Here is a 17,606-nt window from a genome sequence, read left to right on the forward strand (position 1 = left end):
CATAAAATTATATTAAGATTTAGTAATAAAAACTTAATTTTTAATTATATACAATTAAGTGTCGGTAATGACAACTTGAGAATTTATAATAAAAACTTAAGTTTTAGTTATAATAACTTAAGTTTTTATTATAATAGTTTGTGGCATAGTAACAACTCGTAAACTGATACTAACCCTCTCCTAAGAAACCGCATTTGCTTGGGGTTGAGGAATAAGCTCAAAACCCAATTTCTGTGCCCTTTTGTGGAGATGATTGACTGTTCGCTCACGATAGCGCTGCGCTTAACTCAACCTACGATTCTTCTTAAGTGAACCGTATTACTACGTGAACAGCATCCCTCTTATTTCAAGAACTGCTGCGATCGTTGTTAGCTATTTCACCATCTTGGCAAAAGGGAACTGCGATCGCATTACCTAAGAGAAAATTAGTCACTAAAAGCAATGAAACCGCGCTATTCAAGGGACACTATAAAAAGTGTGCTAACAAACGCTATGGTAGTCAGTTAAATAACAAAAAATGCAAGCTTCAGACAAAAGTATTGTCAATTACAACTGATATTGGCACTCTAATTAGCCTTTAAAAAAGAAAACTTACCATTGACACCGTTTGGTTCCATCTTGAGTTGTGCAACGTAAAAATCTTTTTGAATTACATCACCTGCTGGTGTAAAAGCAATTTCACCGAGAGGAGTTTGATATTTTCCTCTTAGTAACTCCTTATTCAATTCTGTACGCAACTGTGGCAGTGTCAATTTGTTAATGTTGCTTTTTTTATCTAAAGATTGAAAAGCTTCTACATATATCTGTAACGCAGCAAAAGCTTGAGCACTTACTTGGGGTGGTTCTCTATGATATTGTTCAAGGTAGGCTTTGCGAAATGCGGTGTTAATTTCACTGGCATACACAGGGCTATAAGCTTGAGCCACAATCACGCCATCACAAAGCGCTCTGCACACAGAAAATATATGGGATGTGTTAAAACCATTGCCACCAACAATTATTCCTTTATAACCAAGTTCTCGTAATTGTTTAACTAAATTACCTCCATCTACAGCTAACCCGGATATAATCGCTAAATCTGGTTTTAAATTAATAGCATCGCTGGCTTGAGCTTGAAAATCGGTATCTGTAGTTTGAAACTTTTGGACTGTGACTAAATCCAATCCTAAATTTTTAACTGTTTTTTGAAATATTTCTGTTTCCGACTTATTAAAAGCGTCATTTTGAGCGTAGAATACAGCTACTCTTTTAAGATTAGGATTTTGCTTGAGTGCAGCTTTCACTGAATAAGGAGCGACGACAGCAACAGATGAAGAAACACGAGTTACATAATCACCAATTTCGGGAATGCCTTTAGCAGTGTTTGATGCTCCAATAACTGGGACTTGATTGCGTTCTGCTATGGGATCAGCGCTAAAAGCTTGTTGTGATAAGGTAGGGCCAACAATGCCAACAACTTTATCTTTGCTAATTAAAGTTTGAAAAGCGTTAATGGCTCCAACTTCATCGCCACCAGTATCTTGATATACTAATTTAATTGGTCTACCATTGATACCTCCTTTGTCATTAAAATACTTCTGGGCAATTTTTACTCCATCAGTTCCTTCTTGACCAAGTAATGCTACATTGCTCGTTTGTGCAAAGGCGATACCGATAGGAATAGCATTAGCTGCACTTGTCATCGCTGTTGGATTATTTGCGGATGCATCATTACTGCCACTTTTACCACAAGCTACCAGCAGCATAGAGCATGTAAATAGTAAGGCAGTTTGATGTGTAAGCGCTTTTTTCATAAATACATGACCATGATGTTTATTAGGATAATCCTGGGTAGAAAATATCTAAGTAATATATTACTCATTGTTCGGTAGGCAAAAAACCAAACTCCGATTTAATATTCCAGCGCTTACCGTCGTGAAGCAGTAGCGTTAGTTTGTGGACAGTAAACTCAAAATGCAACTGACGCTTTTCAAACTCTGGCCAAGCAGCTTTAAAGTTTTGCTTTGTTAAATCCCGAAACGCAACCGTCATGTGGGGCGCAAAAGGGCGGGTTTTAGAAACCTTGTCAACAATTCCCAAGTTGCTTTCTGTATAAGCCATTAAATCAGCTTGCAAAGTCAAAAGTTCTTGACTTCTGACTACATTAATGTATATGACACGAGGTACAAAAGCATTAAACCCCCTGAGTGTAATTGCTACTGGCTGTTGTTCACTAGCAAACTCCTTCAAGGATGCTTCTAGCAGTGACAAGTTAACATCTGCCCATTCAAAGGGCGGTTGCAGGGTAATATGAGGCGGAGACTTTAGCGCCCCGCTACTAGCATAGTGATCGGCAAAGTACTGCTTAATCTGGTTGGCGTAGTCTTGAATGTCTTGCGGTGGTAGAAGGGCGACAAAAAAACGGCTCATCTATTATGTATATTAATTATTTTTATTTTGACTCCTGACTCCTGATCTGCGATCATCTGAACACTGTTTTTATTCCTTAGTAATTGGTGCTTAGTGGGAAAACTTAGGAAAGGCGGATCGAGTTAGCGCTTGATCCGCCATGTTGTGTTAACGAAAGAGAAAACTAAATGAGCGATCAAATTATTCTGTCCGATGAGGATGTTATTTCTATGGCTCAGGATGCTAACTTAACTGAGGCTTCAACATCGACAGGTGAAGAATTGATGGAACGTCTGAAGTATTTGGTGCATAGGAGCAGCAACTTAGAAGAGGACAAGGCTTCAGACTGGTTTGGAGATGGTGTCAACTGTAAGCTTTTACTAGCTCAGGGTGGCGGCTGGGAGAAAGGGAAAATCCGAATTCTCTTTGAATTTGTTCCTGACAAGCCGACACCAACAAAACCACTGATTCCCACTGACTCGACATCTTCACTGGATGATCTGCGATCGCACTTAGAGGTCTAATAGTCACAGATGCGTCGCTAGCAGTAGGCGACATATCCATGAGAAAGCCGTTCTTGCCAGAGCAGGTAGGATGGCTTTATTCGTCTTGGTCTTTAAATCTTCAGTAAATTACGATAGTTCGTGTATATTGCTACTCAAATACTACTCAAAAATAGTAATAACTTAAGCAGGATGTCTGTTGCAACTGGAGTTAAGAAGCAAATGCCGTGGTTTGTAAAAATTGAAGAAGGCAAAGTCGATAAACCTACCTTTGACCAATATGTACCTGCCCACAAAGCCTACATTCAGGACTTGATTGCTAAAGGACACAAAGCGCGAACAGGCTACTGGGCAGAGCAAAGAGGCGGGATGTTGCTGTTTGAGGCAGCCTCAAAGGAGGAAGCAGAAGCAATTGTAGCTGATGATCCATTGGTGCAACATGGCTGCGTCAACTATCAGCTTTACGAATGGCGAATTGTTATGGAATAACACACACTTACTGACTTTTAATGTTATGCTTTTAGAAGACCTGGATCTATGCGATTGCAACACCCAAATCTTGTCAGAACCGGAAGGTAGCAGCAACACGGGAGGCTTGTGATAGGCGTAGTCTCCGGGTCGCCCTATTTTTAGGAGCGTTCAGCAACAATGGCTGGTTTTGGAGATATTGTTCAAAAAGCTTTTTACCTCGGTGTTGGATTAGCTTCTTACGCAGGTGAGAAAGCAGGGGGGAAATTAGCCCAAGTGCGATCGCAAGTCCAAAAACTGGCAGATGAAATGGTTGCAAAGGGCGAAATGAACACAGAAGAAGCCCGCCGCTTCGTTGAAGATATGATGAAGCAAGCCCAACAGGCCCAAGCATCTGGTGAAACCTCACCAGAAACACCCCCTTCTGAACCTCGCCGCATTGAAATTTTAGAGGAAGATGAAGAACCAACGGTGAAAGAGGGAGCAACTGATGAGAATGTGGATAAATTACGCCAAGAAGTGCTAGACCTGCAAAATGAGTTAAAACGATTGCAACGCGATTAATAAAAAATATTCTTTCCAAATATTAGTAATAAGTGGCACTTCAGATAGAAACTTGAGTAATATACATTGCTTAATGTGTACTCTAGTGCTTACAGCCAGATAACACAAACCGTCCTGTTTATAGCCTGTAAGGGTGTCAAGTTTATGGAACAGTGGCAAAAAGATTTAGCAGAAATCGTCGAAACAGTGGCTGATGAAGTAGAGCGTTTCTTCCTGGGAATGAGTGAAATGGTAGACGCTTTTTTTGAGCTAACGGAAGAAATCACCGAGCAAGTCCCTAACATTGTCACTGAAGTCGATCAGTATTTACAGGATTTGGCTGAACCAATGTTGGAAGCTTACTGGGAACTGGAAGACATTGTAACAGATGTAGATCCGGGCTTTCCTTATTCAGTTGAACCCACAGCCGAAAAAAATCCTGCCTGCATCGGTTGTACTCACTACCACGGTCAGGTTTATGGTGGTAATTTATTAGTTTGTGCTATGCATCCTCACGGTTGTGAAGATGAGAATTGTCCAGACTGGGAGAAGGAAGAGTATTGAGCTGAGTAAGGATTTACGATTATATTAGTCTCCCCATCTCCTCCTTTGCCCAACCTAGCAAATAATCATATTTAATAATTTATGAGTAATTCCTCAGCTGAAAGTGTATCCCAGGCAAGCCTAGAAATGAAGTATGGCGAACGCGACATTGCCGAAGGTAAACTAATTACCTTTCCGAATCCGCGTGTGGGTAGGCGATATGACATTAATATTACTTTGCCGGAATTTACTTGTAAATGTCCGTTTTCCGGCTATCCTGACTTTGCGACAATTTACGTTACCTATGTGCCTGATGAGCGGGTAGTGGAATTAAAGGCACTCAAACTTTACATTAACAGTTACCGCGATCGCTACATTTCTCACGAAGAATCTGCCAATCAAATTTTGGATGATTTTGTAGCTGCTTGTGATCCGTTGGAAGTCACGGTGAAAGCAGATTTTACGCCTCGCGGCAATGTACATACTGTGGTTGAAGTGCGTCACCAAAAGTAATATCATCACTGATTAGCTTTATTCAGCAATTTTCTTGACGGCAGATTGCACTTGAACCACAACTTTTTTAGACAAAGGAATATATCCGAGTTCCAAACTGGATTTTTGCCCCTCAATCACAGCCCAATCAACAAAGTTTTTCAGCACTTGAGCTTTGACTCGGTTTGGATATTGGTGATAAGTTAAAAGCCAGCTGTAAGTGACGATGGGATAAGACTGGGCATCTGTAGGATCGGTGATAAAAGCAATCAAATTATTGTTGGGTAATTTCACTGCCTTTAAGGTTTGAGCTACAGATTCTGGTGTCGGCGTAATATAATTACCAGATTTATTTTCTAAAGCAGCCATAGGAAGTTTATTTTGTTTGGCGTAAACGTACTCTACATAGCCAATAGCTCCTGGTATCTGTTGAATCAGGGCGGTAACACCTTCGTTACCCTTTCCAGCAATTCCCACTTGCCATGCTACAGCTTTACCAGCCCCAAGTTTCCTTTTCCATTCTGGACTTATAGCACTTAGGTGTTGCGTCAACACGCTCGTAGTTCCACTCCCATCAGTTCGGTGTACGACTTGAATCGGTAAATTGGGCAAACTTACTCCTGGATTAGCTGCGGCTATTCTAGGATGATTCCAATTCGTAATTTTTCCGAGGAAGATATCTACGTAAACTTGGCGTGGTAGCCTTAGAGTCGTTGGCACATTGACTTGAGGCGACTGCTGTGCAACTTGTGTGAGGTTATAAGCCAGCACAATAGAACCGGCAGTTATTGGCAAAGCAATCACTCCGCGTTTTATCTTGGCTGCTTGTTCATTTGTAATTCCCACATCACTAGCTGCAAAGTCCACAGTACCTTCAATAAGTTGTTGCACTCCAGCACTGCTCCCTATAGCTTGATAGTTAATTTCCACATTGGGATTTTTCTGGTTGTAATCTGAAAGCCAGCACTCGTACAAAGGCGCAGGAAAACTTGCCCCAGCACCAACGATAGAAATATGCTTGATGTTTCTATGATCCGCAGTGCAAGAAGCAATACTCAACGAAACAGCGATTAGGGGTAGAAGGTAAACGCGTCCCTTTGATTGAACTTGAGCAGACATAGAAATCTTTTGTTCCAATGTTTAATAAACACCTCTAATAATTTTTCAATTTGTAGCTATGTAGGCGTAATTAATTGTAAATAACTTTGAAACGCATAGGCACTTCGCCTTCCCGCAGGGTAGGGGCGCAGAGAGTTAATGCAAAGGTATACAAAGTTATCACTTATGCTCTGCGTTCCTCTGCGATTTACTTTGCACCGCTTTGCTTTTAAACTTCAATTGGCGTCTCTTTCTCCTCACCTTTTGGCTGTGAACTCAGCCGATCTAAAATCTCCAAAACCTCTTGTTCAAAAGCAACTTGGGCGCGATTAGTTTTACCACCCACATACAAGCGATCGCCTTTTTGCAATGCCCATATTTGCGAGTGGGAAAAGTAACTCATCACCACACCCAGCATTAGCAAGCCAAACCCTGAGTAAACAATTGGTATGCCTGGATCGGCTTTAATTTGTAAGCCAGTGCTACCAATCACATCCAGAATTTTCAGCTTCACGCCATTGACTTCGGTGGACATCCCAGTGCGGACAGTATCAACGAGTTTGCCAGTGGGATCATAAATTAATACCATCCCTTGCAAGTCTTTGGCTAACAGGGAGACACCCTCACTCAAATCAGGTTTAGTCGGAACCCACGTTCCCCAAATGCGCCCGTTACCGTTGGTGTTCAATTGCGCCATCGGTAGCTGAAAAATCGGGCTGTTGTTAAATTGGACGCGAACACCTGCAATTCCCCAATCAGTTTGATAGAAAGTTACGCCATGATAGCGCAGAGGCTCGTTGACAAAAATCTTCTTGTGGTCAACTTCCTTTCCCTGATTATTCAAGACAGACATATCCGAATAAAATTGATCAATGCCGCCAGATGGAGTGTAGTCAATCCAAAAACGATTGACTCGTACAGACCAATCTTTCGGGACTTGGGCTGCTGCTAAAGGGCCAGCATCTACAATATTTCTCACCTGAAATGTATCACCACTGGCAACCATTTCTTGAGCAAGAAACCCAGTCATCGCCCCCCAAATTCCGCCTAGCAGAATAGCTACGATGCCAATATGAACGATAATTGGGCCGATGCGTCCGACTATTCCCTTGCGGGCATAGAGAAGATTTTCTTTTTCTTGATCTGGAAAAATTTTATAGCGGCGTTTCTGTAATATTTCGCACAGAGAATTCAAAGAACCAGTATCTAGTTCTGCACTTAAAGCTAACTTTTGAAATTGCCGTGGTTCTTCGTAATATTTCCAGCGCTGGGCAGCTTTTAAGGCTGGTAACTGACGAGTAAAAGAACAAGCAGTTAAGCTAGTGCCAAATAAGATGAGTAATGCCAGAAACCACCAGGTACGATATACGTGGTCTAACCCAACTACCTGAATTACCTTCCAAGTTAAGAAACCAAATAAAGCTGGATGTTCTGGGTAGTTAGCCTGATAGAATGCAGGTGAGCGACCTTGCTCAATTACAGTTCCGGTGGAACTAAAGATTGCAATCAATAGAAATAGTGCGATCGCTAGTCGTAAGTTGGTCAGTACAGGCAAAAGCTCCTGCCGTAAGAATTGCCCAGGTACTGTCCACCATTTTAATTCTTTGTCCGCTGAATCTTCTATAGTCATTATGTGTAAAATTTTACAAATGTATTGATAATATAAATCTCAATCAAGCACTATCAAGGATTGAAATTAAAAACTGCCAAGGGGAATCCGAGAAATTAAGGAAAATACACCGAATCCTACCAACAGCGCCCCGCTGACTGGGTTAATCCAACCAGACCAGCGACGCAATTCCAGTAACTTTTTAATTGAAGCTGTAAAAGTACCCGCCAAAATCAATGGTGCTACATAACCGCCTGTGTAAGAAAGTAGCAAAACAGCGCCTAAAATTAAGTCTTGTGTATTGGCAATCCAACCTAGTAAGCTAGCTAAAACAGGCGTACTACAAGGGGATGCGACTAAGCCGAAAGTCAGCCCCAGCAAATAGGAACGCAATCCTGCTGGTAAATCTGGCGAAATCCAATTTGTTTCACCCAAGGATGGAAATTGCAGAGGTAGTGCTTCCAGTAAGTTCAGCCCCATGAGAATGGCGATAATGCTGACGATAATCGGCAAACCAATTCCCACTTGACCGTAGACTTTTCCCACCAAAGCTGCTAAAATACCTAATCCTGCCAATGTAGTTGCTAATCCGAAAGCAAACCAAGTTGATTGAGCAGCTGCTTGCAAACGGCTTTTGGCTTCATAACCACCGATGTAACCAATGGTAATTGGCAGCATAGAAAGCATACAGGGTGTGAGACTAGTGAGCAAGCCAGCTGCAAAGATGATACCAATACTCGCCACACTCAGGTGTGTCAGTTGGTTAGAAACGAGGCTGTTGGCAAATTGTTCTAGTTGGTAAATTTGGGTTTGCAGGTTATCAAGCATGGGGAGTTAATGAGCGGAGAATGCTTACTCTGCTTGAATTTTAGCTTATTTTGGGTTTATTGAGTCAGCAGAATTGATTATCGTAACCTAATATTATCTAAATTTAATCTGCCCAAGGAAATGTATCTAAAATACAATTAAGCTCGGATTATCCCTGAAGAAGTACGCCTGGAGTATTTGGCATAATGATTGCATTACCTGGATTTGAAATTGTCGCTTTGTTAAAAGCAGGGGTAAAAGCAGTCATATACCGTGGAATTAAGGTTAAAGATCAGTGTCCGGTAATTATCAAAGGGCTACGTCCAGAACAGTGTATACCCAATAATATTGAGCAACTTAGACATGAGTATGCGATCGCTCAAAGGTTAAACATCGCAGCAGCAGTCAAAGCTTACGCCTTAGAGATGCACCAGGGAATCCCTTATCTAATTATGGAGGATTTTGGGGGGCGATCGCTTGACTTGTTGCTAGACCAATTTCAACAGCCTGTTCCATTTTTGAAGATTGCTATTGAAATCACCAGCACACTTGCACAAATTCACAGCCATCACATTGTTCACAAAGATATTAAGCCACAAAATATCTTAGTTAACCTCGAAACTAATCAGATCAAAATTGCCGATTTTGGAATTGCTGCCTTCATTCCCTATGAGCAGCAAAGGGTTAGCAGTTCCAGTCGCATTGAAGGCAGTCTACCATATCTGTCACCTGAGCAAACCGGGCGGATGAATCGAGGGATTGACCATCGCAGCGATTTGTATTCACTGGGAGTCACCTTCTATGAAATGCTCACAGGGCAGCTACCGTTTCAAGGTAAAGACCCCTTAGAGTGGGTGCATTGTCATATCGCCAAATCTCCGCCATCCCCGAAAAAGCTAAACTCTGATATTCCCCAAATGCTTTGTGAGATCATCATAAAATTGCTGTCCAAGGTTGCAGAACAGAGATATCAGAGCGCTTTAGGTTTGCAATTTGATCTGGAACGGTGCTTAGAGCAATTGGAGACAACCACAGAAATCCAATCCTTTGTTTTGGGTGAGCAAGATATCTCAGAACGCTTTCAAATTCCCCAGAAATTGTATGGACGAGAACAAGAAATTGCAAAGCTTCTCCAAGCATTTGAGCGAGTTGTTAGCCAAGGAAAACCAGAGATTGTATTCGTCTCTGGCTATGCTGGGGTTGGGAAATCTTCTCTGGTGAAAGAGATTCACAAGCCGATTGTCAAAGAACACGGGGTTTTTATCTGTGGTAAGTTTGATGAGTACAAACGAGATATTCCTTATTCCACCATTGTTCAAGCTTTTCAAACACTTGTTCGGCAAATTTTAACTGAGCCTGAAGATAAACTTGCTACCTGGAAAAAGCGAATACAAGCAGCATTAGGGAACAATGGTAGACTAATTGCTGATCTAATTCCCGAACTTAAACTAATCATCGGAGAACAGTCTCATATACCATTGGGGTCTGCTGAATCTCAAAATCGATTCAACTTGGTGTTTCATAACTTTATCAGCGTCTTTGCTCAAAAAGAGCATCCACTCACTGTTTTCCTAGATGATATGCAGTGGGCAGACAGCGCTACTTTAAATTTGATTCAAACTATTATTACTGGCTCTAGTATCCAGTATCTCTGCTTCATTTTGGCCTATCGAGATAACGAAATAGATATTGTGCATCCCTTCAATTTGATGATGGAGAAGGTTTACCAGTATGGAGCAAGAATAACTGAAATTATACTGACTCCCTTGAATCTTATTTATGTAAATCAGTTGATTGCTGATACATTGCATAGTTCAGCAGAACGAGTAGAACCTCTTGCTCAATTAATTATCCAAAAAACTGACGGTAATCCTTTTTTTGTAAATGAATTTCTAAAAACACTGCATCAAGAAAATCTGCTGAATTTTGATCGCCAACATCGTGTTTGGCAATGGAATCTAGCTCAGATTGAAGCCCAAGGCATTACAGATAATATTGTCAGTTTGATGATTGGGCGGATGCAAAAACTGCCACCCCCAACTCAACAGGTGCTTAAGTTAGCCTCCTGTATTGGTAATCGCTTTGATTTAGAAGTTTTAGCGATCGTTGGTGAACAATCTATTGAGGAAACGGCAAATGGACTTGTTGAAGCAATTTTAAGAGGATTAATTATCCCCATTGAGTCAGATGAAAGTACCCAGAAAAACTATCGTTTCTACCATGATCGAGTTCAACAAGCTGCTTACGCCTTAATTGCCGATGAATCAAAGTCGGCAGTTCATCTGACGATTGGGCGACTTTTGCTCAAAAATGCTAGTCCGGAACAAGTGAACGAGCAAATTTTTGATTTAGTCAATCACCTCAATCTCGCTGTGAATCTGATTAGTGAACAGACAGAAAAAGATGAATTAGTACGATTGAATTTAATTGCTGGTAAGAAGGCAAAAGCCTCCACAGCCTACACTGCTGCTAAAATATTTTTTAGCGTTGCCATGAATCTTTTAGCTGAGAATGCCTGGATTCGACAATATGAGCAAACATTTACTCTATTTAAAGAACAGGCTGAGTGTGAATTCTTAACAGGAAATTTAGAGCAAGCGGAAGAATTATTTGAGCTACTATTGCTCAAAGCAGAATCTCATGTGGAAAAAGCCAACATATATATGCTGCAAATCCGACTCTACCAAGTTGCAGGTAGGTATGAACAGGCGCTGACACTGGGATTAGAAGCTTTAAAACTTTTTGGGGTGACATTCCCTGATCCAAATGAGCAAGTGGAAGCAGCTAAAAATTCCTATGGGCGCTGGGAGGCATCCGCTAAAAAGCAACTCGAAGAATCCTATCCTCAGCTATTGCCACGACAACAGCTTGTCTCTAACGGAACGTTTTTTACCACAGGTGAACACCTAGACTTTCTATCGGTTGTTAAAGCATCTCAAACAATATCTAGTGAAATTTTGCTTTCACGGTTGTTGAAGACATTAATGCAGATTGTCATCGAGCAAGCAGGAGCAGAAATCGGTTATTTGTTGCTTGAAACCGAGCAAAATATGGTAATAGAAGTAGAAGCTAAGGTTAATCCCCAGGCAGCAAAGCCCAATATTTCTCAAGCCGTATTAGAGGGCGACATTTCAGAGGTTATTCCTCAATCAATCCTGAATTATGTTCAGCGAACTCAAGAAACAGTGATTTTGCCGAATGCCACTGAACTGAATCTGTTTTCTAGAGATGAGTATGTAATTCAAAAGCAACCTAAATCTGTACTTTGTTTGCCGATCGCCCGTCAGTCGAAACTACTTGGGATTTTATATTTAGAAAACAATCTCATCCCCAGCGCTTTTACACAAAATAAACTTGCTGTACTGGAGATTTTGACAGTTCAAATTGCCATTTCTCTAGAAAATGCTCGTCTTTATCAAGGTTTAGAAAACAGCCAAGAACAACTCAACCTGGCGTTGAAGTCTGCCCAAATCGGTGTTTGGAGTTGGGATATTACCAATGATCAGTTTAACTGGGATGAGCAAACTTATCAACTTTTTAGGTTAACACCTGAAACCTTTGTTGCCACCTCCGAAGCAATTTTAGCTCGCCTGCATCCAGATGATCGGGCATTGCTGGCTCAATCTTTGAGTCGAGCGATTAACGAAGGCGTGGAGCATGATTTAGAATATCGAATTATTTGGAATGACGGCAGCATCCGCTACCTAGCCTGCCGGGGAAAAGCCTTTTTCAACGAAGCAGGTAAAGCCACACACATGAGTGGTGTTGTGCTTGATATCACCGATCGCAAACAATCTGAAGCCAAACGTATTCAACTGATTCAAGAGCAAACCGCCCGTCTGGAAGCAGAAGCCGATCAGCAACGAGCAGCGTTTTTGGCTCAAGTCAGTGCAACACTCGCCTCTTCCCTTGATTACGAAAGCACGCTAACAAGTGTGGCAAACCTGGTTGTGCCCTACTTCGCCGATTGGTGCAGTGTTAATCTCCTGCAAGACAATCAAGCAATTAATCAAGTAGCAGTTGCCCACCGAGATCCAGAGAAAGTGAAAGCCTGGGAACTCTATCAGCGTTATCCCAGAGATTTGGATGCAGCGGAAGGTGTGGCTAAAGTGCTGCGTACAGGACTTGCAGAAATGGTAACTGAAATTTCAGATGCAGCCCTAGCAGCAGCCATCGAAGATCCAGAACATCTGCGAATTCTGCGTGAACTTGGTTTAAAGTCATGTATAATATTGCCCTTGATGGCACGTGAAAGAATTTTTGGGGCAATTTCCTTTGTGACTGCTGAATCAAAACGTCGTTACAGCATAGCTGACTTATCACTGGCAGAAGATGTTGCCCATCGAGCTGCGATCGCCATCGATAATGCCCGCCTTTACCAAGAAGCGCAGCAAGCACAAACAACAGCAGAGCAAGCATTAGAGCGAATTGCCCGTCTCCAGTCGATCACATCTGCCCTTTCAGAATCGCTGACACCAGCCCAAGTATCTGAAGTCATTGTTGAGCAGAGCATGGCTGCCTTGGGAGCTAGTTCAGCCCTCGTCGCTTTGCTGAATGAAAACAAAACAGAACTGGAAATTGTGCGTGCGGTTGGCTATAACCAAGATTTGCTGGACACTTGGCGGCATTTTGCCATAGATTCACCCTTTCCCTTAGCAGAAGCCGTGCGGACTGGGCAACCTATTTGGGCACAATCGAGACAAAATCAGATAGCTCGTTACCCTCATCTAGCTGAAATTTACGCTCAATATGACATTGATCCCTGGATTTCTATTCCATTGATGGTAGAAGGTTGGGCAGTTGGAGGTATAACTTTGGGATTTGCCCAGCCTCAACTACTTAGTGGAGAAGATCAAGCGTTTATCTTGGCTGTTGCTCAACAATGCGCCCAAGCGATCGCTCGCGCCCACCTTTACGAAGCCGAACGAACGGCGCGAAACGCTGCTGAATCAGCAAACCGCATCAAAGATGAATTTCTCGCCGTGCTGTCCCATGAACTGAGGACACCGCTTAATCCAATTCTGGGTTGGACAAAACTGATGCGAACCCGCAAACTTGACCAATTAACAAGCGATCGCGCCCTCGAAACCATTGAGCGCAACGCCAAGTTACAAACCCAATTGATTGAAGATTTGCTCGATGTCTCCCGCATCCTTCAGGGTAAACTTAATCTCAACTTCTACCCGATTAATTTGGTATCAGTCATTGAAGCTGCGATCGAGACAGTGCGTTTATCAGCACAGGCTAAGTCCATTGAGATTCAGACAATTCTTGAATCTGGTGTCGGGCAAGTTTTAGGCGATGCCAATCGATTGCAACAAGTCATTTGGAATATCCTTTCCAATGCCATTAAGTTTACTCCCACTGGGGGACAGGTAAAAATTAAATTAGAGCAGGTTGGCTTACAGGTACAAATCTGCATAACTGATACAGGGAAGGGGATTGTACCTGAGTTCTTAGCTTATGTCTTTGATTATTTCCGTCAAGCAGATAGTGCTACAACTCGAAAATTTGGCGGTTTAGGTTTAGGATTAGCGATCGTCCGGCATCTTGTAGAACTTCACAGGGGAACTGTTCAAGCAGAAAGCTTGGGTGAAGGACAAGGAGCAACTTTTACCATCAGACTTCCATGCTTACAGGATGAAAGCAAAGGAATCAAGGATGCAAAAGATAACTTCTCACTTCTGGCAGATCAGTCCTCACCCTTGTCTGGCTTACAGATTCTCGTGGTGGATGATGATGCAGATATGCGAGAATTTTTATCCTTCATGCTAAAGCAGTATGGTGCAACTGTGACCACTGTAACTTCAGCCATTGCAGCTTTAACTGCACTGAGTCAATCCCAGCCAAATTTGATCATCAGCGATATTGGGATGCCAGAAATGGATGGTTACATGCTGATGCGACAGGTGAGGAGTCTAAAACCAGAGCAAGGCGGGACAATTCCAGCGATCGCCTTAACTGCCTATGCTGGTGAGATGGATCAGCAGCAAGCGATCGCTGTCGGATTTCAACAGCATATTTCCAAGCCTGTAGATCCACAGGAATTGGTAAAGGCGATCGTGTTATTAAGGACTGACAAAAAATAAATTATTCAAAATTGCTTGACTTCTACCTGACTCCACAGGATGACGCTAGCTAAACAAGCGATTAAACTATGGGTAATATCAAACAATTGTTGCTTTTAGCACCACTTACATAAATTTAATTTCATTGTTAAATCTAAAATCTTATCCTGCTATATAAAATACCGATTATGTCAGTGTATCAAGGAAGTTGTGGGGAGACCGCCGATATGATAATTGGTGTTCACAACCAAGAAAACCGCGAATTACAAGCAAATTCGGCTCCTGTAGGTGCTCTTGCCACAAGACAAGGAACTTTTTCTACGTTTCTTGCTCCCCTGACTCAGGATACTTTTAAACAGGTCGTTAAGGATGTCGAGCAAAAATTACAGATTGTCCATCAAACCCTGTCAATGCTGGATTCTCACGGGTTTGAAACTCTTCTGCAAGAAATGTTGCATTCGATTACCTTAAAAACCGGGGAATTACTGGGGGCAGACCGGACGACGATATTTTTATTGGATGAAGAAAAACAAGAACTCTGGTCAATTCTGGCTGAGGGAGAGGGCGATCGCTCTTTAGAAATTCGCATCCCCGCCGATAAAGGCATTGCTGGGGAAGTCGCCACCTCCAAGCAAGTTATCAATATTCCCTTTGATTTTTATAGTGACCCGCGATCGCATTTTGCCCAAGAACAAGAAAAAAGAACTGGCTACCGCACCTACACCATGCTGGCTTTGCCATTGTTGAATGAACATAGGCAATTAGTTGCGGTAGTGCAATTACTGAATAAATTAAAATCTGGGAATAATCATGATGCTCCACTTGCAGAGCGCATTGATACCAAAGGTTTTATCTGTGCTGACGAAGAATTATTTCGAGAATTTGCCGCTTCGATTCGCCTAATTTTAGAATCCTCACGCTCTTTTTATGTAGCCACCCAAAAACAAAGAGCAGTGGCGGCGCTGATGAAGGCGATCAAGTCCCTCTCTCAAAGCAGTCTCGACTTAGAAGACACCCTGAAGCGGGTGATGGATGAAGCCAAGGAACTGATGAATGCCGATCGCAGTACCCTATGGTTAATAGACCGCGATCGCCATGAATTGTGGACGAAAATCACCCAGGATGATGGTTCAACTAAGGAGTTGCGAGTCCCCGTAGGTAAAGGCTTTGCTGGTCTAGTAGCTGTTTCTGGCAAAAAACTAAATATTGCCTTTGACTTGTACGACGATCCTGACTCGGAGACAGCCAAACAAATTGACCAGCAAAATGGCTATCGTACCTGTAGCTTGCTTTGTATGCCAGTATTTAACGCCGATCAACAACTGATTGGCGTTACCCAACTCGTAAATAAAAAGAAATCAGGAGATTTTCCCCATTATAATCCAGCTGATTGGCCCAAAGCTCCCGACTGCTTCCAAGCTAGCTTTGACCGCAACGATGAAGAATTTATGGAAGCTTTTAATATTCAAGCGGGAGTAGCGCTGCAAAATGCCCAGTTGTTTGCCACAGTCAAGCAACAAGAACAAATGCAACGGGATATTCTGCGTAGTCTTTCCAATGGAGTGGTTTCCACTGATAAAACTGGATTAATTATCGCCGCTAATGAAAGTGCTAAACGTTTGCTAGGACTGGGGCCAGAAGACCGTTTAGAAGGTAAATTAGTTACTGATGCGATCGGCATCAAAGAAGGTGACTTTAGCAAGTGGTATCAGGATGCTTTACACGCGGCCGACTTAAAAGGTCGCCAGCAATATTACCCCGATCGCACACTTTTAAGCACTAGTATCAAACAGCATAGTATTAATTTATCGATTAATACAATTGCCGATGCTAGCGACCAAGAGCAAATCTGTGGGGCGCTAGTGGTGATGGAAGATATCAGTGATGAGAAGCGGCTCAAGAGTACGATGTACCGCTACATGACCCAAGAATTAGCCGAAGAATTGCTGAAACTAGATGACGCTAAACTAGGAGGCGATCGCAAAGAAGTTTCGATTTTATTTTCTGATATTCGCGGCTACACCACTTTGACAGAAAACTTGGAAGCAGAAGAAGTGGTGAGTATGCTTAATGAATATTTTGAATCAATGGTGGAGGCAGTCTTTAAACATAAAGGTACCCTTGACAAATACATCGGCGACGCCATCATGGCTGTGTTTGGTTCTCCCCTACCCTTAAAAGAACACGCTTGGATGGCAGTACAAACATCCTTAGAAATGCGCGATCGCCTGCACGAATTTAATCAACGCCGCTACGCAGCTGATAAGCCCGGAATCAAGATTGGCATTGGCATCAATTCTGATACCGTGATTAGTGGGAATATTGGCTCTAGTAAGCGGATGGAATTTACCGCTATTGGCGATGGTGTTAATCTTGGTTCTCGATTAGAAAGTGTTAGTAAACAGTATGGTTGCGATATTATTATTAGCCATAACACTTTTAAACCATGCCAAGATCATATTTGGGCTAGGGAACTAGATTACATTCGTGTCAAGGGCAGAAATGAGCCAGTAGCCATATATGAATTACTGGGTTTGCGTTCTGATTCCATTGAAAGCGAAAAACTGCAAGTGATTGAGCACTATCATAAAGGACGCGAGTATTACCTTAAGCGCCAGTTTACCTTTGCCAGAGCCGAGTTTGCCAAAGTTTTGGCAGCAGACAAGCATGATAAAGCTGCGATGTTGCATCTGTTGCGTTGTCAGCATTGGTTACAATCACCTCCAACAGATGGAGATTGGGATGAAGGAGTCTGGACATTTCAGGAAAAATAAGTAGCGTTGCTAAATTGACGGCTGAAGGATGGGTGACCTTTTTTGAATTAAAAATTAAGAATTTTGAATAATAATAATTTTTAATTAATTAATTTGGGTACAGAGCAAGCACCCTGCGGGAATTAAAAATGTAAAATTAAAAATGCAAAATTAGGATTTATTCAATTTTTAATTAATAATTTTTAATTTTTAATTGATTGTGGTGGGTTCAGAGCCAACACTGATAGCGCAGCTCTCTTCTCTACAAGAGGCTGCGCCAACGAGTCCGCGTCCCTTGCGCGTCTCGTAGAGAGCGGATTGCAATTTTTAACTA

Annotated in this window: 12 protein-coding genes and 1 other RNA gene; 8 read left to right on the plus strand and 5 right to left on the minus strand. The window is 42.2% G+C overall.

The window, feature by feature from the left end; all coding sequences use genetic code 11:
- Positions 1–566 precede the first annotated feature (566 nt).
- The gene (locus V7K46_RS02780; protein WP_335110834.1) at positions 567–1,793 is read right to left on the minus strand and encodes an ABC transporter substrate-binding protein; all 1,227 of its coding nucleotides are present in this window, start codon (positions 1,791–1,793) and stop codon (positions 567–569) included.
- 64 nt (positions 1,794–1,857) lie between these two features.
- Entirely contained in the window at positions 1,858–2,409 is a 552-nt protein-coding gene (locus tag V7K46_RS02785) for a 2'-5' RNA ligase family protein (protein WP_335110836.1), read from the minus strand.
- 167 nt (positions 2,410–2,576) lie between these two features.
- Here V7K46_RS02785 and V7K46_RS02790 point away from each other — a divergent pair, with 167 nt between their 5' ends.
- The 6 genes from V7K46_RS02790 (at position 2,577) to queF (ending at position 4,958) form a co-directional block, all read left to right on the plus strand.
- Positions 2,577–2,912 carry a KGK domain-containing protein gene (locus V7K46_RS02790; protein ID WP_335110838.1) on the plus strand — a complete coding sequence of 112 codons (336 nt, stop codon included), beginning with the start codon at positions 2,577–2,579 and terminating at the stop codon, positions 2,910–2,912.
- Between the two features lie 201 nt (positions 2,913–3,113).
- On the plus strand, positions 3,114–3,380 hold the full coding sequence (locus tag V7K46_RS02795) for a YciI family protein (RefSeq protein WP_298908409.1): 267 nt from the start codon (positions 3,114–3,116) through the stop codon (positions 3,378–3,380).
- Positions 3,381–3,417: 37 nt separating this feature from the next.
- An RNA gene (gene ffs, locus V7K46_RS02800) (signal recognition particle sRNA small type) lies at positions 3,418–3,514 on the plus strand.
- A 25-nt stretch (positions 3,515–3,539) separates the two neighbouring features.
- A complete protein-coding gene (locus tag V7K46_RS02805) occupies positions 3,540–3,923 on the plus strand; it encodes a phasin family protein (protein ID WP_334726014.1) in 384 nt (127 codons plus the stop codon).
- A 144-nt stretch (positions 3,924–4,067) separates the two neighbouring features.
- The gene (locus tag V7K46_RS02810; RefSeq protein ID WP_273769104.1) at positions 4,068–4,466 is read left to right on the plus strand and encodes a hypothetical protein; all 399 of its coding nucleotides are present in this window, start codon (positions 4,068–4,070) and stop codon (positions 4,464–4,466) included.
- 81 nt (positions 4,467–4,547) lie between these two features.
- Positions 4,548–4,958 (plus strand): preQ(1) synthase, encoded by a 411-nt coding sequence (queF, locus tag V7K46_RS02815; protein WP_334870633.1) that lies wholly within the window; start codon positions 4,548–4,550, stop codon positions 4,956–4,958.
- Between the two features lie 18 nt (positions 4,959–4,976).
- On the opposite strand, the gene pstS is transcribed toward queF, so the two are convergent.
- The 3 genes from pstS to V7K46_RS02830 all read right to left on the minus strand — a co-directional run bounded on the left by pstS (position 4,977) and on the right by V7K46_RS02830 (position 8,472).
- Positions 4,977–6,056, minus strand: coding sequence for a phosphate ABC transporter substrate-binding protein PstS (gene pstS, locus V7K46_RS02820; protein ID WP_335110841.1), 1,080 nt, complete (start codon positions 6,054–6,056; stop codon positions 4,977–4,979).
- A 208-nt stretch (positions 6,057–6,264) separates the two neighbouring features.
- A complete protein-coding gene (locus tag V7K46_RS02825) occupies positions 6,265–7,665 on the minus strand; it encodes a cytochrome c biogenesis protein (RefSeq protein ID WP_335110843.1) in 1,401 nt (466 codons plus the stop codon).
- A 66-nt stretch (positions 7,666–7,731) separates the two neighbouring features.
- Positions 7,732–8,472: a cytochrome c biogenesis protein CcdA gene (locus tag V7K46_RS02830; RefSeq protein ID WP_334726017.1), complete on the minus strand. Its 741-nt coding sequence runs from the start codon at positions 8,470–8,472 to the stop codon at positions 7,732–7,734.
- A gap of 185 nt (positions 8,473–8,657) precedes the next feature.
- Between V7K46_RS02830 and V7K46_RS02835 the strand changes: the two genes are divergently transcribed.
- The gene (locus V7K46_RS02835) at positions 8,658–14,540 is read left to right on the plus strand and encodes an AAA family ATPase (protein ID WP_335110846.1); all 5,883 of its coding nucleotides are present in this window, start codon (positions 8,658–8,660) and stop codon (positions 14,538–14,540) included.
- Positions 14,541–14,707: 167 nt separating this feature from the next.
- On the plus strand, positions 14,708–17,293 hold the full coding sequence (locus V7K46_RS02840; protein ID WP_335110848.1) for a GAF domain-containing protein: 2,586 nt from the start codon (positions 14,708–14,710) through the stop codon (positions 17,291–17,293).
- The last annotated feature ends 313 nt before the right edge of the window (positions 17,294–17,606 follow it).

This window comes from Nostoc sp. (genome assembly GCF_036917395.1).
Classification (GTDB): domain Bacteria; phylum Cyanobacteriota; class Cyanobacteriia; order Cyanobacteriales; family Nostocaceae; genus Nostoc.